Origin of the sequence: Vulcaniibacterium thermophilum (assembly GCF_007923255.1) — a bacterium.
GTDB classification, from domain to species: domain Bacteria; phylum Pseudomonadota; class Gammaproteobacteria; order Xanthomonadales; family Xanthomonadaceae; genus Lysobacter_F; species Lysobacter_F thermophilum.
The window spans coordinates 1-18,849 of sequence record NZ_VOHJ01000004.1; the positions used below are offsets into that span (position 1 = coordinate 1).

Here is an 18,849-nt window from a genome sequence, read left to right on the forward strand (position 1 = left end):
TCTCGACCCTTCGCGGTCAGGCGCGCATTCTTGTGCATGGTTGTTCCCCTCGCGGATGGGAGCTGGGTGTTTGGCGACATCAGCTTCGCCCTCCGGTCAGAGGGGAACAACCTCTTGAAACATCACAGCTAGCCAGCGGCGGAATCCGTCGCATCGCAGCGTGTCTCTTCGACGATTCTCGATTCCCCATTCCCGATTCCCGGCGACTCAGTTCGCCTTGTGGATCGCGCGCTTGTCCACCGCCATCGCGGCGTCGTGGATCGCTTCCGACATGGTCGGATGGGCGTGGCAGATGCGGGCGAGGTCGTCGGCGGCGCCCTTGAACTCCATCGTGATCACGCCTTCGTGCACCAGCTCGGAGACGTTGGCGCCGCACAGGTGCAGGCCGAGCACGCGGTCGGTCTCGGCATGCGCGATCACCTTCACCAGGCCGGCCGGCTCGTTCATCGCCACCGCGCGGCCGACCGCCGCGAACGGGAACGTGCCCACCTTGTACGGGATGCCCTCGGCCTTGCACTGCTGCTCGGTCTTGCCGACCCAGGCGATCTCCGGCTCGGTGTAGATCACCCACGGGATGGTCTCGAAGTTGACGTGGCCCGGCAGGCCGGCGATCAGCTCGGCCACCGCGATGCCTTCCTCGAAGCCCTTGTGCGCCAGCATCGGGCCGCGCACGCAGTCGCCGACCGCCCACACGCCGTCCACGCCGGTGTGGCAGTGGTCGTCGACCACGATGCGGCCGCGCTCGTCGAGCTGCACGCCGGTGCCTTCGGCCAGCAGGCCCTTCGTCGCCGCCTTGCGGCCGACGGCGACCAGCAGCTTGTCGACCACCAGCGTGTCCTCCTTGCCGGCGGCGTCGGCATAGGTGATGTGCACCTCGCCCTTCTTCACCTCGGTCTTCGACACCTTGGCGCCGAGGCGGATGTCGAGGCCCTGCTTCTTGAACTCCTTCAGCGCGGCCTTGGCGATGTCGGCATCGGCGGCGGCGAGGAACTCCGGCATCGCCTCGAGGATGACCACCTCCGCGCCCAGGCGCTTCCACACGCTGCCGAGTTCCAGGCCGATCACGCCGGCGCCGATCACGCCCAGGCGCTTGGGCACCTCGGTGAAATCGAGCGCGCCGACGTTGTCGACGATGTGCGTGCCGTCGAACTTCGCGAACGGCAGCTCGATCGAATCCGAGCCGGCGGCGATGATCACGTTGGTGCCGCGCAGCTCGACCTCGCTGCCGTCGTGCTGCTTCACCTTGACCACGCGGTCCGGGTGCAGGGTCGCGAAGCCGTAGTACGCGCTCACCTTGTTCGCCTTGAACAACTGGGCGATGCCGCCGGTGAACTGCTTCACGATCTTGTCCTTGCGCCCGACCATCGCCGCGACGTCGATCTTCGGCTTCTCGACCGAAATGCCGTGGTCGGCGAAGTGGTGGGTCAGGTTGTAGAACTGGCGCGAGCTGTCCAGCAGCGCCTTGGACGGGATGCAGCCCACGCGCAGGCAGGTGCCGCCGAGGGCGGGCTTGCCGTCCTTGCCGAGCGCGGCGTCGATGCACGCGGTCTTCAGGCCCAGCTGGGCGGCGCGGATCGCGGCGTGATAGCCGGCGGGACCTGCACCGATGACGACGACGTCGAACTGTTCGCTCATTTCATTCGCTCACGGGAATGGGGAATGGGGAATAGGGAATCGCAGAAGCGGGGGAAGCGAGCGTCGGGAATGCTGATTCCATTCCCGATTCTCGATTCCCGATTCCCGCGCCTTACATGCCCAGCAGCATCCGATGCGGATTCTCGAGCTGGTTCTTGATGTCGACCAGGAACAGCACCGCGTCCTTGCCGTCGATGATGCGATGGTCGTAGGAGAGCGCGATGTACATCATCGGCGCGATCACCACCTGGCCGTTCTCGGCGACCGGGCGCTCCTTGATGGCGTGCATGCCGAGGATCGCGCTCTGCGGCGGGTTGACGATCGGCGTGGACATCAGCGAACCGAACGTGCCGCCGTTGGTGATGGTGAAGGTGCCGCCCTGCAGGTCCTCCAGCGTCAGCTTGCCGTCGCGCGCCTTCCTGGCGTAGTCGGCGATGCCGCGCTCGATGTCGGCGAAGCCCATGCGCTCGACGTTGCGCAGCACCGGTGTGACCAGGCCCTTGTCGGTCGCCACCGCGATCGAGATGTCGGCATAGCCGTGGTAGATGATGTCGTTGCCGTCCACCGAGGCGTTGATGATCGGATGGCGCAGCAGCGCGTTCGCCGCGGCCTTGGCGAAGAAGCTCATGAAGCCGAGCTTGATGCCGTGGCTCTTCTCGAACTGCTCGGCGAGCTCCTTGCGCATCGCCACGACCTTCGACAGGTTGACCTCGTTGAACGAGGTCAGCATCGCGATCGAGTTCTTCGACTGCATCAGGCGCTCGGCGATGCGCGCGCGCATGCGCGTCATCGGCACGCGCTCCTCGGGGCGCGCGCTGCCGGCCACGCCGCCGGCGCGGGCGAAGTTGACGATGTCCTCCTTGGTCACCGCGCCGCGGCGGCCGGTGCCTTCGACCTGGGCCGGATCGATGCCTTCCTTCGCGGCGGCGAAGCGCGCGCCCGGCGGCAGATCCTCGGCCGCGGCGGCGGCCTTCGGCGCCTGCGCCTTGGGCTGCACCGGCTGCGCCTCGATCGTGGTGGCGACCTCGTTCTTGTTGTCCATCGCCTTCGCTGCCGGCGTCTCCGCCTTCGGCGCCGCTGCGGCGGCCGCGCCTTCGACGACGATGCCGATCACCTGCTGGCTGGTGACGGTGGCGCCGACTTCGAACTTGATCTCCTTCAGCACGCCGTCGACCGGCGAGGGGACCTCGAGCACCACCTTGTCGGTCTCCAGGTCCACCAGGTTCTCGTCGCGCTTGACCGCATCGCCCGGCTTCTTGTGCCACGCGGCGATGGTCGCGTCGGAAACCGACTCGGGCAGGACGGGGACTTTGATCTCGGTGCTCATGCGAAGGGCATCCTGGCTGGCGTAGAGGGGGAGGCGGGGGACGTCACTCGGCGTCCCGCTCGCCGTTGAGCGGATTGACCAGCGCGTCGGCGACGAGCTGGGTCTGTTCGGCGACGTGGTCGGACAGATGCCCGACCGCCGGCGCCGGCGAACTGGCGCGGCCGGCGTAGTGCAGGGTCTGCTTCGGTGCCAGGCACGCCCTGAGGTGGTGGCGGATCTGGTACCAGGCGCCCTGGTTCATGGGCTCCTCCTGGCACCACACCACGTCGCGCACGTGCCCGAAGCGGGCGAGTTCGGCGCTCAGCTCGGGGCGCGGGAACGGGTAGAGCTGCTCGACGCGAACCAGCGCCACGTCCTCGGCGCCGCGCTTCTGCAGGTCTTCCAGCAGGTCGTAGTACACCTTGCCGGCGCAGACCACGACGCGCTTCACCTTCTTCGGGTTGGCGTGCGCGTCCGGGATCAGGGTCTGGAACGACCCGCCGGCGAGCTCGTCCAGCGTGGACACCGCGAGCTTGTGGCGTAGCAGCGACTTCGGCGTCATCACCACCAGCGGCTTGCGCGTGCTCATGTGCATCTGGCGGCGGATCATGTGGTAGGCCTGCGCCGGCGTGGTCGGCACGCAGACCAGCATGTTCTGCAGCGCGCAGAGCTGCAGGAAGCGCTCCAGGCGCGCCGAGCTGTGTTCGGGACCCTGGCCCTCGTAGCCGTGCGGAAGGAACAGCGCCAGACCGCACAGGCGGCCCCACTTGGCCTCGCCGGACGACAGGAACTGGTCGATCACCACCTGCGCACCGTTGGCGAAATCGCCGAACTGCGCCTCCCAGATGTCGAGCGTCATCGGGTCGGCGGTGGCGTAGCCGTACTCGAACGCCATCACCGCCTCCTCGCTGAGCAGCGAGTCGATGATGGTGACGTCGTGCGGGTTCTTCACCAGTTGGCGCAGCGGCAGCAGGTACTCGTCGGTGCCCTGTTCGTGGAGGATGGCGTGGCGGTGGAAGAAGGTGCCGCGGCCGCTGTCCTGGCCCACCAGGCGCAGCTTGTAGCCTTCGGTCAGCAGCGTGGCGTAGGCGAGGTTCTCGGCGAAGCCCCAGTCGCCCGGCAGCTCGCCGGCCGCCATCTTGCGGCGGTCCTCGTAGATCTTGGCCACGCGCGGGTGCAGCCTGAAGCCGTCGGGGATCGTGTTGATCAGGGCCGCCAGTTCGTCCAGCCGGCGGCGGTCGAAGCGGGTGTCGACCGGGTCGGCCAGGCGCCCCTGCAGGAACTTCGACCAGTTGGAGGTGAACTCGTCCGGCGAGACCGCGACCACCTCGGCGGTGACTTCGTTGGCGTCGAGCTTGTCGCGGTAGGCGTCGACCAGCGCCCGAGCCTCGTCGGCACCGAGCACGCCCTCGCCGGCGAGCTTCTCGGCGTACAGCTCGCGCGGGGTCTTGTGCTTGCGGATGACCTGGTACATCACCGGCTGCGTCGCGGCCGGCTCGTCGGCCTCGTTGTGGCCGTGGCGGCGGTAGCACACCAGATCGATCACCACGTCCTTGCCGAAGGTGTTGCGGAAGTCGAGCGCGAGCTCGGCGCAGAACGCCACCGCTTCCGGATCGTCGCCGTTCACGTGCAGCACCGGCGCGCCGACCATCTTGGCGACGTCGGTGCAGTACAGCGTGGAGCGGGCGTCCTGGCGCTCGCTGGTGGTGAAGCCGACCTGGTTGTTGATGACGATGTGCACCGTGCCGCCGACCGCGAAACCGCGCGCCTGCGACATCTGGAACAGCTCCATCACCACGCCCTGGCCGGCGAACGCGGCGTCGCCGTGCATCAGCACCGGCAGCACCTGCGCGCGGCCGTTCTCGCCGCGGCGGATCTGGCGCGAACGCACGCTGCCGGCTACCACCGGATCGACGATCTCCAGATGCGACGGGTTGAACGCCAGCGCCAGGTGCACCGGGCCGCCCGGAGTGGCCACGTCGGCCGAGAAGCCCATGTGGTACTTCACGTCGCCGGTGTGCGCGCGGTCGTGCGGGTGCTCGAACTTGCCTTCGAACTCGTCGAACAGCTTGCGCGGCGGCTTGCCGAGCGTGTTGACCAGCACGTTGAGGCGACCACGGTGGGCCATGCCCATCACGACTTCCTTCACGCCCTGCTCGCCGGCGCGGCGGATCAGCACGTCGAGCATCGGGATCAGCGCGTCGCCGCCTTCCAGCGAGAAGCGCTTCTGGCCGACGTACTTGGTGCCGAGGTAGCGCTCCAGGCCCTCGGCCGCGGTCAGACGCTCGAGGATGCGCTTCTTCTGTTCGGGCGTGCGGCCGAAGCGGCCGCCCGCGGCCTCCAGCCGGGTGTACATCCAGCGACGCTGTTCGGCATCGGCGATGTGCATGAACTCGGCGCCGATCGGCCCGGTGTAGGTGGCCTTCAGCAGCGCGAGCAGATCGCCGAGCTTCATGCGGTCGCGGCCGGCCACGCCGCCGGTCGAGAATTCGGCGGACAGGTCGCGCTCGGACAGGCCGTGGAAACCGAGCTCGAGGTCGGGCGCGGCCGGCTTCTCGGTCAGGCCGAGCGGGTCGATGTCGGCCGCCAGGTGGCCGCGCGAGCGGTAGGCGATGATCAGCTTGCCGACCGCGCGCTCGCGCTCGTCGGACACGCCGGTGGCCAGCAGTCCGCGCTGGGCGGCCTGGCCGGCGACCGCGATCGCGTGCTGTACGGCGGAGTGCGGCACGTCGCCGCCGTCGCGGCCCTTGATGCCGTCGAAGTACGCCTTCCATTTCGGCCCGACGCTGTCGGGGGACACCAGGTACTGCTCGTAAAGCTCCTCGATGTAGGCCGCATTGGCACCGAGTTGCGAGGACTGGGCGAACTGCTTGAGAAGACTGTCCACGATGGCGTCGAAGGAGGGAGGCGAGGGATTGCGGCGCGTTTCGCGGGATTTGCCCGCAGATGCGGCGACAAGACTCGGAATTATAGACCCAGCGGCGCGGCCGATGGCGCCCGCGTGAAGGGCCGGTTCACAGGCCGAGGGCGCGGAACTCGGTGCAGGGGCGCGCCCGCTCCCAGACCGGCTCGAACGCCAGGCGGAGCTGGCGCGCCCGGACCTCGTCGTCCAGCCGCAGTTCGCCCTCGTGGCGATGGCCCAGCGGGCGGAAGAACCAGCCGCCGCGGTCGCTGGCGACGTAGGCCGAGGGGTAGCCGCGGTCGGTCGGGTCCTCGACCGCGCGGAACTCGAACGCGCTGGGGCGTCGCTGCGCCAGTCCGATCAGCGGCGCCAGCGCGTTCTGGGCGGCGGCCGGATCCTGCAGGAGGATGCGGGCATGGCCGCCGCGCATGGCGAACCGGCGCAGCGCGGTCAGGACCGGCGGCTGGTCGAGCTGGCCGGGGTCGAGATCGCGGCTGTAGACCGCCAGTTCGCGGCGCGCGCTCGCGAGCACCGCCAGCCACGCGGCGAGGGCGCCGTCGCGGGTCTCGACCGACATCGCCGTGTCCAGCGTGAGGCGCATCGTCCGATGCTCGATGCCCGCCTCCATGAAGCGCGGGCCCTCGGGCAGGAAGCCGTGGCGGGCGTAGAAGTCGATCACCGGCGCCTGCGCATGCAGCATCAGACGGCGCCAGCCCCGCGCACGGGCTTCGCCGACCAGCGCGCGCAGCAGCGCATCGCCGACGCCGCGCCCGCGCCACGGCCGCAGCACCGCCATGCGGCCGATCCGCGCCTCCGCGCGATCCGGATCGGCGAGGAACGGCGGCACCAGCCGGCCGGTGCCGACCGGGTGTCCGTCGGGGTCGAGCGCGAGCGCATGGCGGCAGAGCGGATCGAGCGCGTCGCGTTCGAGCTCGCCGGGCACGCCCTGTTCGCGCAGGAAGACCGCATCGCGCACGGCGTGCAGCGACGCCGCCGCGTCGGCGTAGTCGACGATGGCGACGTGCAGGTCGCAGGTCACGGCGTCTCGTCCTCGGCCAGACGCCAATGGCCGCCCGCCAGCAGCGCGTGCACGCAGGCGCGACCGGCGTCGGACAGGCGGGCGAACGCGGCGCCGTCCAGCCGTTCGGCATTGGCGAGCAGGCGGGCGTCGGCCACCGGCAGCGAGAACGCCTCGCCGGCGGCGTACAGCCGGGCGCCGCGCGCGGCCCGTCGCCAGGCGGTGCGCGACCACGGATGGCGGTGCAGTTCGCCGCCGCGGCCGAGCGCTTCGCGCAGCGTCGCGGCGGAGGGCGTTGGGCCCGCCGGCGCGGGCGAGGCCGCGCTGCGGTAGGTGGTGATGAAGCTGCCGAACCAGTCGCCGAGGCGGTCGGGATCGTTCATCCGCAGCGCGTTCAGCGCGGCGACCACGCGCGCCATCGCGGCGGCGTCGATCTCGGCCGGATCGCGCGCCGGTGCGAGGTCGGGGTCGGCGTAGCGGATGGCGTCGTCGGCGTCGGCGGTGAGCGCATCGACGAAGTCGGTCAGCAGTTCCGCCGCCGAGGGCGCGCGCATGCCGACGGAGAAGGTCAGGCAGGCGTCCTCGGCGATGCCGTGATGCGGCACGCCGGGCGGCAGGTAGAGCATGTCGCCGGGCGCGAGCACCCATTCGTGGGTCGGATGGAATTCGCGAAGGAGCTTGAGCTCGGCGTCGTCGCGGACATCGGTGGGCGGATTCGGGGAGGCGTCGATCAGCCAGCGCCGGTGGCCCTTGGCCTGCAGCAGGAACACGTCGTACTGGTCGACATGCGCGCCGACCGAGCCGCCGGGGGCGGCGAACGACACCATGATGTCGTCGATGCGCCAGCGCGGCAGGAAAGCGAACGCCGGCAGCAGCGCGGCGACGTCGGCGTCCCACTTGTCGACGTCCTGCACCAGCAGCGTCCAGTCGCGCTTCGGCAGGCGGGGGAAGAACGCCTCGTCGAACGGGCCGTGCTGCAGCGTCCAGCGGTCGCGCCTGCGGTCGTGGCGCACCACGCGCGAGAGGGCGAACTCCTCGCACGCAAGGCCCGCGAGGTCCTCCGGCTCCAATGGCGAGACGAACCCCGGGAACGCATTGCGGATCAGCAGCGGCCGCTTCTGCCAGTAGTCGCGCAGGAAGACCGCGGCCGCCATGCCGAGCGGCGGGTGCGGCGCGGCATCGATTTCGATGGGGTGTGCGCGGCGGGCGGGGCGACGTGGCGTCATGCGGTCGGGCGTCCTGGCGGGGCTTCGTGCGCCAGGACGCGCGCGCAGCCGGGCGCGGCAGTTTACCGGCTGGGCGCGCGCCGCCGCGTCTTCGCCGTCTTCTTCAACTTGGCGCCCACCTCGACCAGCGCGCGGATCGCCGGCAGCAGCTCGTGGCCCAGCGGCGTCAGCGCGTACTCCACCGACGGCGGCGACGTCGCCAGCACCTGGCGGTCGATCACGCCCCTGGCCTCGAGTTCGCGCAGGCGGGCGCTCAGCACCCGCGCCGAAATCGCCGGGATGTCGTGGCGCAGCTCACCGAACCGGCGCGGTCCGGCACCGAGGTACCAGATCACGTTGGGCGCCCACGCGCCCTTGAGCAGCGACATGCACTCGGTCAGCGGGCAGGTCGGCGGCGGGGAAGCGACTTTGTTCTTGCGCAGGGGAAGGCCCATGGCGGCACCGCTGTGTTGCAGGAATTCCGGTTACCGGCTGGATACCACATTTTGATGCTAACGGGCGGTTATCTGGTATCCAGTGGTTACCAGGGTGGCTAGGATGTTCCCACGCAACGGACGAGGCCCCTTCGATGTCAGCAACGACGCGCAACGCCGCCACCCGCCTGCTCGGGATCGAGCATCCGATCGTGCAGGGGCCGTTCGGCGGCGGCCTGTCGAGCGTGGAGCTGGCCGGCACCGTTTCCGACCTCGGCGGGCTCGGTTCGTTCGGCGCGCACATGCTGCCGCCGGAGAGGATCGGGCCGCTGGTCGAGGCGCTGCGCGCCCGCACCCGCCGCCCGTTCGCGGTCAACCTGTGGGTGTCCGACCACGACGCGGGCGGGCTGGATCTGGACGAGGCCACGTTCGAACGCCACTGGCCGCTGTTCGAGCCGTACTTCCGCGAGCTGGGCGTGCCGAAGCCGGAGCGCATGGAACGCGGGCATCCGCCGTTCGCGGCGCAGGTCGAAGCGCTCCTGGAGGCGCGGCCGCCGGTGTTCAGTTTCGTTTTCGGCATTCCCGAGGCCGGCGTGCTGCGCGAGTGCCGGCGGCGCGGCATCGTGACCGTCGGTGCGGCCACGACGGTGGCGGAGGCGCAGGCGCTCGACGAGGCCGGCGTCGATGCCATCGTCGCCACCGGCGCCGAGGCGGGCGGGCACCGGCCCTCGTTCCTCGCGCCCGCCGAGGAGTCGCTGACCGGTACGTTCGCGCTGGTGCCGCTGGTGGTCGAGCGCGTGCGCGTGCCGGTGATCGCCGCCGGCGGCATTGCCGACGGCCGCGGCGTGCGCGCGGCATTGGCGCTGGGCGCGCAGGCGGTCCAGATCGGCACCGCATTCCTGGCCTGCCGTCAGTCCGGCACCAGCGATCTTCATCGTGAAGTGCTGTTCTCGCCGCAGGCATGCGAGACCACGCTGACGCGCGCGTTCACCGGGCGGCTGGCGCGCGGTGTGCGCAACCGGTGGACCGAGCAGATGGCCGCATGCCGCGATCGGCTGCCGCCGTTTCCGATCACCGGCTGGTTCGTCTCGCGGCTGAAGCCCGCCGCGCTCGCTGCGGGCCGCAGCGATCTGCTCTCGCTCTGGAGCGGGCAGATCGCCCCGAATCTGCGTCATCGCGATGCGGTCGCGCTGATGCAGTCGCTCCTGGCCGAGCTCTACGGCCATTCCCCCACCCACGAGGAGAAACTTGCATGAAGCTCTACTACCTGCCCGGCGCCTGTTCGCTCTCGCCGCATATCGTCGCCCGCGAAGCGGGGTTGCCGCTGTCGCTCGAGAAGGTCGACGCCAAGTCCAAGCGCACCGAGAGCGGGCGCGATTTCCTGACGATCAATCCGAAGGGCTACGTGCCCGCGCTGGAGCTGGACGACGGCGAAGTGCTGACCGAAGGCCCGGCGATCGTGCAGTACCTCGCCGACCTCGCGCCCGCGAGCGGACTCGCACCGGCCGCGGGGACGCTGGCGCGCGTTCGGCTGCAGGAGTGGCTCTCCTACATCACCTCCGAGCTGCACAAGAGCTACAGCCCGCTGTTCGCGCCGCACACGCCGGCGGAGGTGCGCGAGGAGCGGCAGGCCTACCTCGAGCGCCGCTATGGCCTGATCGAGGACGTGCTGGCGCGGCAGCCGTTCCTGCTCGGCGAACGGTTCACCGTCGCCGACGCCTATCTGTTCGTGGTGACCAACTGGTCGAAGGCGGTGGGACTGGATCTGTCGGCGTTTCCGGCGCTGCTCGATTTCCAGAAACGCGTCGCCGCGCGACCGGCCGTACGCGAGGCGATGGCCGCGGAAGGGCTGCTCAAGGCCGCGGCGGCCTGAGCGTTTGCGTGCCGGGTGCGGGTGAGCCGTGTCGCCCCACGCCATGCACCGTTACCCCGGCCCCTCGTCCCGCCCGTCGCTGCGCGGCGGGAGAGGGGCCAGGGACGTCCATGGATTCCCGCTTGCGCGGGAATGACGAGACGGTGTGCGGACTGCGCGGCAACGACGAAGACGCGGCAAAGTGTCGACGGCATGGTGCCCGGCCCGCGGATCGCGCCCTCCCCTCAAGGGAGGGTGGGGTGGGGAGGGGATGGCGTCGGGGCTCGCGAAACCTCGGATTCCGCTCGCCTCCTCCGGCCTCCCCCTGCTCACTGCGTGAACGAAGGCGATCAGACGACGCGCCCCGATGCCCGATCAGACCTCGCGCGCGAGCCGCTCGGCGAGGCCGGTGTAGTCGCCCGGCGCCATCGCCAGCAGGCGGCGCTTCGCGTCCTCGGGCAGGTCGAGGCCGGCGATGAACGCGCGCAGCGAATCGGCGGTGATGCCCTGGCCGCGGGTGAGGGCCTTGAGCTGCTCGTACGGCTCCGGCAGGCCGTAGCGGCGCATCACCGTCTGCACCGCTTCGGCCAGCACTTCCCAGGAGGCGTCGAGATCGGCCGCCAGCCGCTCGGGATTGGCGCTCAGCTTGCCGAGGCCGCGCAGCAGCGCGTCGAACGCCACCAGCGCGTGACCGAACGCGGTGCCGAGCGCGCGCAGCACGGTGGAGTCGGTGAGGTCGCGCTGCCAGCGGCTGATCGGCAGTTTGGCGGCGAAGTGCTCGAACAGCGCGTTGGCGATGCCGAAGTTGCCCTCGGCGTTCTCGAAGTCGATCGGGTTGACCTTGTGCGGCATGGTCGAACTGCCGACTTCGCCGGCCTTCAGCGCCTGCTTGAAATAGCCGAGCGAGATGTAGCCCCAGATGTCGCGGCACAGGTCGATGGCGATGGTGCCGATGCGCTTGCCGGCGTCGCACAGCTCGGCGATGCCGTCGTGCGGCTCGATCTGGGTGGTGTAGGGCTGCCACTGCAGGCCGAGCGATTCGACGAAGCGGCGCGAGAACGCCGGCCAGTCGATCTCCGGGTAGGCGGCCACGTGCGCGTTGTAGTTGCCGACCGCGCCGTTGATCTTGCCCGGCATCGGCAGCGCGACCAGCACGTCGCGCTGGCGCGCCAGGCGCGCGACCACGTTGGCGATCTCCTTGCCGACGGTGGTCGGCGAGGCCGACTGACCGTGCGTGCGCGAGAGCATCGGCAGCGCGGCGTGTTCGTGCGCCATCGCGCGCAGCTTCGCCAGCGCTTCGTCGAGACGCGCCAGCAGCACGTCGCGGCCGGCCCGCAGCATCAGCGCGTAGCTGAGGTTGTTGATGTCCTCGCTGGTGCAGGCGAAATGCACGAACTCCAGCGCCGGCGCCAGTTCGGCATCGCCCTTGAGGCGCTCCTTGATGAAGTACTCGACCGCCTTGACGTCGTGGTTGGTGGTGCGCTCGATCTGCTTGACCCGCGCCGCGTCATCGACCGAGAAGCCCTCGGCCAGCGCGCGCAGGCGCGCGGCCGCGGCGTCGGAGAACGGCGCCAGTTCGACGATCGCAGGTTCCACGGCGAGCGCCAGCAGCCATTCGATCTCGACCTTCACCCGCGCCTTGATCAGCCCGTACTCGGAGAAGATCGGGCGCAGCGCATCGGCCTTGGCGGCGTAGCGGCCGTCGAGCGGCGAGAGGGCGAGCAGCGCGGATTCGGCGGACATGGGCGGGCGCAGGGGCGGGAAGGGAGCCGCACATTGTACCGGCCCGTCCGCCCCCGCTCGCGTGCGCCTGCCGGCACGCCTTTGCCGCCCCGACGCGGCGCCCGACGTATGCTCGGCGCATCCGCACGCATGGAGCCGCCATGGCGACCCGACGCAGATCCTCCCCGCGATTCCGCATCGAGCACGACAGCATGGGCGAGCTGCAGGTGCCTGCCGACGCCTTGTGGGGCGCGCAGACGCAGCGCGCGGTGCAGAACTTCCCCATCTCGGGCCAGCGTATGCCGCGCGAGTTCATCCGCGCGCTCGGGCTGGTGAAGGCGGCGGCGGCGGAGGTCAACGGCGGCTTCGGCCTGCTGCCGCGCAAGCTGGCGCAGGCGATCCGCGCGGCCGCGCTGGAAGTGGCCGAGGGCCTGCACGACGCGCACTTCCCGGTCGACGTCTACCAGACCGGGTCGGGCACCTCGAGCAACATGAACGCCAACGAGGTGATCGCCGCGCTGGCGGGCGCGCGTGCGCAGCGTGCGGTGCACCCGAACGACCACGTCAACCTCGGGCAGAGCTCGAACGACGTCGTCCCCTCCGCTCTGCGCGTCGCCGCGGTGCTGAGCGCGAGCGAGACCCTGCTGCCGGCGCTGCGCCATCTGCGCAAGACCATCGAGCGCCGCGCCCGCGAGCTGCGGCGCGTCGCCAAGACCGGCCGCACGCACCTGATGGATGCGATGCCGCTGACGTTCGGCCAGGAGTTCGGCGCCTGGGCCTCGCAACTGCTGTCGGCGCAGGCGCGCATCGAGGACAGCCTGCGGCGCGTGCGCCGGCTGCCGCTCGGCGGCACGGCGGTCGGCACCGGCATCAATGCCGATCCGCGCTTCGGGCACGCCGCCGCCAAGGCGCTGACCGCGATGACCGGCGTCCGCTTCGAGTCGGCCAGCGACAAGTTCGAGGGCCTGGCGGCGCAGGACGATGCGGTGGAGCTCTCCGGCCAACTCAACGCGCTGGCGGTGGCGCTGATGAAGATCGCCAACGACCTGCGCTGGATGAACTCGGGACCGCTGGCGGGCCTGGGCGAGATCGAACTGCCGGCGCTGCAGCCCGGCAGTTCGATCATGCCGGGCAAGGTCAATCCGGTGATTCCGGAGGCGGTGGCGATGGTGTGCGCGCAGGTGATGGGCCACCACACCGCGATCACCGTGGCCGGCCAGAGCGGCAACTTCCAGCTCAACGTGATGCTGCCGCTGATCGCCTGCGACCTGCTGGAATCGCAACGCCTGCTGGCGGCGGCGATGCGGGCGCTGGCCGATTCGGCGATCGCGGAGCTGCGCGTGCGCGAGGACCGGGTGCGCGCGGCGCTCGATCGCAACCCGATCCTCGTCACCGCGCTCAACCCGATCGTCGGCTACGAGAAGGCCGCCGCGATCGCCAAGCAGGCCTACCGCGAAGGGCGGCCCATCCTCGAGGTCGCGCGTGAGGCGAGCGGGCTGCCGGAAGCGGAACTGCGCCGACTGCTGGACCCGATGTCGCTCACGCGCGGCGGCATCCACGGCGCGTCCGGCGGCGGCTGACCGCCGCCGGATCAGCCTTCGCGCGCGGTGTCGCGGCGACAGTCGTCGATGTCGTCCTGCGACATCGTCGCGTAGGGGCGGAACGCGGGGATCGCCGCGGCCGCCTTCTGCTGCGCCGCCATCATCGCCGGCAACCGGTCGCACAGGCGTGCGGCGGACCGTTTGATCTTCGCCGCCTCGGCCTCGACCGTGCGCTCGATCTCCTCGCCCGACTTGCCGGCGAACACGCCCTTCAACGCTTCGCCCACCGCGGTGGCGGCCACGTCGGCGCCCTGCGTGCCGATCTCCATGCCCATCTCGGCGACCGCGGCGATGTGGCCGCGATACTCCAGCAGCAGGGCGCGCTGTTCCGGCGTCAGCGCCACCGCGCGCCCGTCGATCAGCAGATCGCCCTTGGACGTGATCTCGGCCTTCGGATGGCCGTCGTGCGAGATGGTGATGTTTTCCCGTGCGATCCCGCGGCGGGCCTCGCGGACCGCTTCGCGGATGCCGTCCTGGATGGGCCCGTGGACGTCCTCGCGCACCTGCGGACCGGGATCGCGGTCGGGAGCGCAGGCGCCGAGCAGAGGCAGGGCGACGACCAGCAGGAGGGAGGGAAGGGCGGCTCGCGGGAACATGGTCGTACTCCGGAAGGGCTGCATGAGGCGTTCGATGACGGACGCATCCGTGCCGGGTGCCGCCGCCCGGGCGTCCTGCCCGGGCGTGGGGCGATGCCGGTCAGCCTTCGTCGCGCCAGCGGCGCAGGCGGATCGCGGCGTAGATCAGGGCCGCGCCGACGATCGCGCCGATCCAGAGGTCGAGCGTCGCGAAGGCCTGCCAGCCGGAGCTGAGGTTCAGCGCTTCCATCAACTGGCCGGGATGCTCGATCGATTCGATCTCGTGGCCCACCGACGGGTGGAAGAACCAGGTGCCGGGCACGATGCTCAGCAGACCGCGGAAGACCAGCGTGTACCACACCTTGTCGTGCGGGATCTCGATGCCGGGCAGGGTGTCCAGCCAACTGATCAGCACCGCGCCCAGCACCGGGACCAGCACCGACCACAGGAAGGGCACGCGGCGCGCCCAGGCCGAGCAGAACATCAGCCAGCCCACGGTCGGCAGCGCCCACAGCGCGTACACCGGCAGCAGCGAGACGGTTTCGGCGACCACACGGAACGGATGCGACTCGGTCAGCAGCGCCTGGATGCCCGGCAGGCCGGTGAGCGCCAGCGACAGGATCGACAGCAGCCACATGCCCAGGCCGATCAGCAGGCCGATGCCGACCGCGAGCGCCGGCGCCAGCAGCAGCGCCCACAGCGCCTTCGACAGCACCGTCTGCGCATCCGACACCGGCAGCGACTTCCAGAACAGCACGCTGCGGTCGCGGCGCTCGTCGTACAGCGAGCCGAGCGAGTAGAAGAACACCACGAACACCAGCACCGCGCAGGCGATCCCGACGCCGGTGAGCAGGGTGATGTCGCCGGCCGCGCCGAACACGTGCTGGTGGCCGTCGATCTCGACCTTCACGTCCTCGATCGGCAGGTGGCCCTGCGACTTGGCGCGGTGGAACAGGATCGTGCTGGTGATGGTGCCGAGCAGGCCGATCAGCAGCACGATCAGCCCGGTCACCACCGGCGCCCACAGGAAGCCGCCGCGGTTCTCCCAGAACTCGCGCCGCAACAGCATGCGGAAGGTGTGGGTGGGGTGGATCGCGGCCGCCGCGCGCGGGACGGCCATCGCTTCGGTGTCGAGGGCGTTCATGCGTAGGTCCCCTTCATGGTGGCGACGAACAGGTCGGCGAGGCCAGGCGTGCGGGTTTCGCCGAACGCGGCCAGCCGCGCGGGATCGGCGCCGTCGAACAGCATCACGGTCTTGCCGAACGGCAGGGCGCGTTCGTCGAGCGGTTTGAGCGCGCGCGCCGCCTCGGTGCGGTCGGCGTTGACGAGCACTTCGGTGAAACGCTCGCCGAGCGTGTCCATCGCCTGCTCCAGCACGATCTTGCCGTCGCGGATGAACATCACGTCGGTGAGGATGTGCTCGATCTCCTCGACCTGGTGGGTGGTGACGATGATCGTCTTCTGCTCGTCGAAGTAGTCCTCCAGCAGGCGCTGGTAGAACTGCTTGCGGTAGAGGATGTCGAGCCCGAGCGTCGGCTCGTCGAGCACCAGCAGGCGCGCGTCGATCGCCATCACCAGCGCCAGGTGCAACTGCACGATCATGCCCTTGGACATCTCGCGCACCCGCATGTCCGGCTTGAGCTGGGTGTTGGCCAGGAAGCGCTCGCACTTGGCGCGGTCGAACCGGGGGTGGACGCCGGCGACGAACTCGACCGCCTCGCGCACCCGGATCCAGCGCGGCAGCACGGCGACGTCGGCGATGAAGCAGACCTCGCGCATGAGCTCGTCGCGTTGCGTGCGCGGGTCGTAACCCAGCACCTTCAGCTCGCCCTCGAACGGGATCAGGCCGAGGATCGCCTTCAGCGCGGTGGTCTTGCCGGCGCCGTTGGGACCGATCAGGCCGACGATCCGGCCGGCCTCGATGCGGAAATCGGTGCCGTCGAGCGCCAGCTTGTTCTTGTAGGCCTTGCGCAGGCCGCGCGCGGTGACGATGGGAGCGGCGTTCATTGCTGGGTCTCCTTGCGGCGGTCGCGCAGCAGTTCCTCCAGACTCAGCCCCAGGCGCTGGATGCGCTCCAGCACCTGCGGCCATTCCTCGCGCAGGAAGCGCTCGCGCTCGCGCATCAAGAGTTTTTCGGTAGCGCCTTCGGTCACGTACATGCCGAGTCCCCTGCGTTTTTCGACCAGTGCCTCGTCCGCGAGCTCCTGATAGGCGCGCGAGACGGTGATGGGATTGAGCCGGTACTCGGCAGCCACCTGCCTCACGGAAGGCAGCGCGTCGCCCGGCTTGAGGACGCCGTCCAGAAGCATCGCGACGACGCGCTCCTTGAGCTGGCGATAGATCGGAGCGGCATCGCTCCATTCGATTGCGGTCATGGGTTCAGCCCCGCGGTGCGAGTGAGAAGTACGGCATGACCAGGGTCTGCCGGTGGGCGCGCGCGCGGCGCTTGGCCGGGCGCGCGGGGGACTCGTCCTTGGAGAGCGCCGCCCCCCGGTCCGCCGCGGGGGCGACCGGCAGGGCGGAGGCGAACGCACCGGCGGAGGCGAGGCGGGCGTGCGCCGCCGGTTCCAGGTCGCCCGCCGAGGCGTTCCGTACACCGGTCACCAGCGGTGCACCGGATGCGGCAGAAACCTGCGCGCCCGGATGCGCCACCACCAGGCCCAGGACCAGCAGCGAGGCCGAGGTGGCCAGGCCGGCGAGGGAATTGCGGAGCTTGCGGTTCATGGCGAACGTCCTGCTCATTGGTAGACCGGTGTTGTATGCAACTATAACACCAAAACAGCCCCCGTCAACGACCCGCCACCCAACTGAAGTCATACTCGCCGGGCGGGCGGGCCCGAGCCGGGAACCGGACCCCGCCATCCCGGTCCATGCTTGCGGCCGGCAGGATCCGGGCGCCTCGCCCCCGGCGCCGGCTCTCCGCCCCCGTCATCCCCGTCCAGGAGTACCGCCATGGCCATCCGCCGTTTCCTGCTCGCCCTCGCGCTGCTCTGCGCGGCCGGCATCGCCCCGGCCGGCGGGGGCCTGCTCGACCGCAGCTACCGCCCGCTGGCCGGCAGGACGCCGGTCCATCTGCAGAAGACCTACGGCGGCCAGGTGCTGCTGGTGGTCAACACCGCCAGCAAGTGCGGTTTCACGCCGCAGTTCGAGGCGCTCGAAGCGCTGCATGCCCGCTACCGCGGCCAAGGGTTCGCCGTGCTCGGATTTCCGTCCGGCGATTTCCGCGAGCAGGAATTCGAGGACGAGAAGCAGATCCGCGAGTTCTGCACGCTCACCTACGGCGTGAAGTTCCCCATGTTCGAGAAGGTGCACGTGGTGGGCGCCCGGGCCACGCCGCTCTACCGCGATCTGGCCGCCGCCGCGGGCGAGGCACCGAAGTGGAACTTCCACAAGTACCTGATCGGGCGGGACGGCAAGGTGCTGGCGAGCTTCGGCAGCCGGACCCGGCCCGACGATCCCGACGTGGTGGCCGCGATCGAACGCGCGCTGAAGGCGCCGCGCCCGGCTGCCGCACGCTGAGCGCGGTGGCGTTGCCGCCACCGTGCGCGGCCGCGACAATGGCCGGCCGCCGCCTACGCGCGCGGCCCATTTCCCGTTTCCTGGAGCGATACCCCCGATGAAGGTCTATCTGCGCGGCGCCGCCGTGCTTCTCCTCAGCGCCGTGGCGTGCGCCGGCGTCGTCCTCGCGCAGCAGAGCGCGGCACCGGCGAAGACCACGCTGGCCAGCGAGCGCGACCGCGTCAGCTACGCCATCGGCCTGGACGTGAGCAACTCGCTCAAGGCGATCGCTCCCGACCTCGACTACGCCGCGTTCGAACGCGGTTTGCGCAACGGCCTGGAAGGCAAGGATGCGCTGCTGAGCGCCTCGGAGATCCAGCAGGTCGGCCGCGATCTGGTGACGCGCATCCGCGCGCGCGCCGGTCAGCCGCCGCAGGACGGCAAGATGCCCGAGGTGGCCAAGGACAAGGTGGGCCTGATGGTCGGTGGCGACGTCGGCCGTTCGCTGGCGCAGTTGAAGGACGAGATCGACGTGCCGACCTTCATGCAGGCGCTGCGTACCGGCCTGGGCGGCGGCACGCCGCTGCTCGCCGAGGCGGAGATGCGCTCCGTGCTGGAAGGGTTCGCCTCGCGCGTGCGCGGTCGGCTCGAGGCCGAGCGCAAGGCGCAGGGCGAGAAGCACCGGGCGGAGGGCGAGGCGTTCCTGGCCCGCAACAAAGGCGTCAAGGGCGTGGTCACCACCGCGTCGGGCCTGCAGTACATGGTGTTGCGCCAGGGCAACGGCCCGCGCCCGAAGACCACCGACCGCGTGCGCGTCAACTACCGCGGCACGCTGCTCGACGGCAAGGTGTTCGACAGCAGCTACGACCGCGGCCAGCCGGCCGAATTTCCGCTCGACCGCGTGATCGCCGGCTGGACCGAAGGCGTGGCGCTGATGCCGGTGGGCAGCAAGTACCGGTTCTGGATCCCGGCCCGCCTGGCCTACGGCGAGGCCGGCACCCCGGACGGCTCGGTTCCGCCGAACGCCGTGCTCGTCTTCGACGTCGAGCTCATGTCCATTCTCTGATCCTGTAGCTCATCCGTGGGGCGACCGCCCCGCGG

The 18,849-nt window shown here is 70.4% G+C and carries 17 protein-coding genes; 5 read left to right on the forward strand and 12 right to left on the reverse strand.

Features of this window, described 5'->3' with window-relative positions:
- Positions 1-207: 207 nt before the first annotated feature.
- The 6 genes from lpdA to FQY64_RS02685 form a co-directional block, all read right to left on the reverse strand.
- Entirely contained in the window at positions 208-1,635 is a 1,428-nt protein-coding gene (gene lpdA, locus FQY64_RS02660) for a dihydrolipoyl dehydrogenase (RefSeq protein WP_146472164.1), read from the reverse strand.
- A 112-nt stretch (positions 1,636-1,747) separates the two neighbouring features.
- On the reverse strand, positions 1,748-2,962 hold the full coding sequence (sucB, locus tag FQY64_RS02665; RefSeq protein ID WP_146472165.1) for a dihydrolipoyllysine-residue succinyltransferase: 1,215 nt from the start codon (positions 2,960-2,962) through the stop codon (positions 1,748-1,750).
- Positions 2,963-3,005: 43 nt separating this feature from the next.
- The gene (locus tag FQY64_RS02670; protein WP_146472166.1) at positions 3,006-5,828 is read right to left on the reverse strand and encodes a 2-oxoglutarate dehydrogenase E1 component; all 2,823 of its coding nucleotides are present in this window, start codon (positions 5,826-5,828) and stop codon (positions 3,006-3,008) included.
- Between the two features lie 127 nt (positions 5,829-5,955).
- Positions 5,956-6,882: a GNAT family N-acetyltransferase gene (locus FQY64_RS02675; RefSeq protein WP_229814910.1), complete on the reverse strand. Its 927-nt coding sequence runs from the start codon at positions 6,880-6,882 to the stop codon at positions 5,956-5,958.
- Complete coding sequence (locus FQY64_RS02680; protein ID WP_146472167.1) at positions 6,879-8,087, reverse strand: ribosomal protein uL16 3-hydroxylase; 1,209 nt, start codon at positions 8,085-8,087, stop codon at positions 6,879-6,881. Before FQY64_RS02680 ends, FQY64_RS02675 begins: the two co-directional genes overlap by 4 nt.
- Before the next feature lie 62 nt (positions 8,088-8,149).
- Complete coding sequence (locus FQY64_RS02685) at positions 8,150-8,521, reverse strand: winged helix-turn-helix transcriptional regulator (RefSeq protein ID WP_146472168.1); 372 nt, start codon at positions 8,519-8,521, stop codon at positions 8,150-8,152.
- 134 nt (positions 8,522-8,655) lie between these two features.
- Between FQY64_RS02685 and FQY64_RS02690 the strand changes: the two genes are divergently transcribed.
- Both FQY64_RS02690 and gstA read left to right on the forward strand, forming a co-directional pair.
- Positions 8,656-9,756, forward strand: a complete 1,101-nt coding sequence (locus FQY64_RS02690) for an NAD(P)H-dependent flavin oxidoreductase (RefSeq protein ID WP_146472169.1) — start codon at positions 8,656-8,658, stop codon at positions 9,754-9,756.
- Positions 9,753-10,373, forward strand: a complete 621-nt coding sequence (gene gstA / locus FQY64_RS02695; RefSeq protein WP_146472170.1) for a glutathione transferase GstA — start codon at positions 9,753-9,755, stop codon at positions 10,371-10,373. Before FQY64_RS02690 ends, gstA begins: the two co-directional genes overlap by 4 nt.
- Positions 10,374-10,727: 354 nt before the next feature.
- Here gstA and purB read toward each other — a convergent pair whose 3' ends face one another.
- Positions 10,728-12,095, reverse strand: a complete 1,368-nt coding sequence (purB, locus tag FQY64_RS02700) for an adenylosuccinate lyase (RefSeq protein WP_146472171.1) — start codon at positions 12,093-12,095, stop codon at positions 10,728-10,730.
- Between the two features lie 140 nt (positions 12,096-12,235).
- Here purB and FQY64_RS02705 point away from each other — a divergent pair, with 140 nt between their 5' ends.
- Complete coding sequence (locus FQY64_RS02705) at positions 12,236-13,654, forward strand: class II fumarate hydratase (RefSeq protein ID WP_146472172.1); 1,419 nt, start codon at positions 12,236-12,238, stop codon at positions 13,652-13,654.
- A gap of 11 nt (positions 13,655-13,665) precedes the next feature.
- On the opposite strand, the gene FQY64_RS02710 is transcribed toward FQY64_RS02705, so the two are convergent.
- The 5 genes from FQY64_RS02710 to FQY64_RS02730 form a co-directional block, all read right to left on the reverse strand.
- Positions 13,666-14,271, reverse strand: coding sequence for a DUF2884 family protein (locus FQY64_RS02710; protein ID WP_146472173.1), 606 nt, complete (start codon positions 14,269-14,271; stop codon positions 13,666-13,668).
- A gap of 100 nt (positions 14,272-14,371) precedes the next feature.
- Positions 14,372-15,394, reverse strand: a complete 1,023-nt coding sequence (locus FQY64_RS02715; RefSeq protein ID WP_386112574.1) for an ABC transporter permease — start codon at positions 15,392-15,394, stop codon at positions 14,372-14,374.
- Positions 15,391-16,257: an ABC transporter ATP-binding protein gene (locus tag FQY64_RS02720; RefSeq protein WP_146472174.1), complete on the reverse strand. Its 867-nt coding sequence runs from the start codon at positions 16,255-16,257 to the stop codon at positions 15,391-15,393. Before FQY64_RS02720 ends, FQY64_RS02715 begins: the two co-directional genes overlap by 4 nt.
- Positions 16,254-16,625 (reverse strand): GntR family transcriptional regulator, encoded by a 372-nt coding sequence (locus FQY64_RS02725; protein WP_146472175.1) that lies wholly within the window; start codon positions 16,623-16,625, stop codon positions 16,254-16,256. Before FQY64_RS02725 ends, FQY64_RS02720 begins: the two co-directional genes overlap by 4 nt.
- 4 nt (positions 16,626-16,629) lie before the next feature.
- Positions 16,630-16,974 carry a hypothetical protein gene (locus tag FQY64_RS02730; protein WP_146472176.1) on the reverse strand — a complete coding sequence of 115 codons (345 nt, stop codon included), beginning with the start codon at positions 16,972-16,974 and terminating at the stop codon, positions 16,630-16,632.
- Between the two features lie 228 nt (positions 16,975-17,202).
- On the opposite strand from FQY64_RS02730, the gene FQY64_RS02735 reads away from it, so the two are divergent.
- Positions 17,203-17,769, forward strand: coding sequence for a glutathione peroxidase (locus FQY64_RS02735; protein WP_146472177.1), 567 nt, complete (start codon positions 17,203-17,205; stop codon positions 17,767-17,769).
- A 97-nt stretch (positions 17,770-17,866) separates the two neighbouring features.
- On the forward strand, positions 17,867-18,814 hold the full coding sequence (locus tag FQY64_RS02740; protein ID WP_146472178.1) for an FKBP-type peptidyl-prolyl cis-trans isomerase N-terminal domain-containing protein: 948 nt from the start codon (positions 17,867-17,869) through the stop codon (positions 18,812-18,814).
- Positions 18,815-18,849 lie beyond the last annotated feature (35 nt).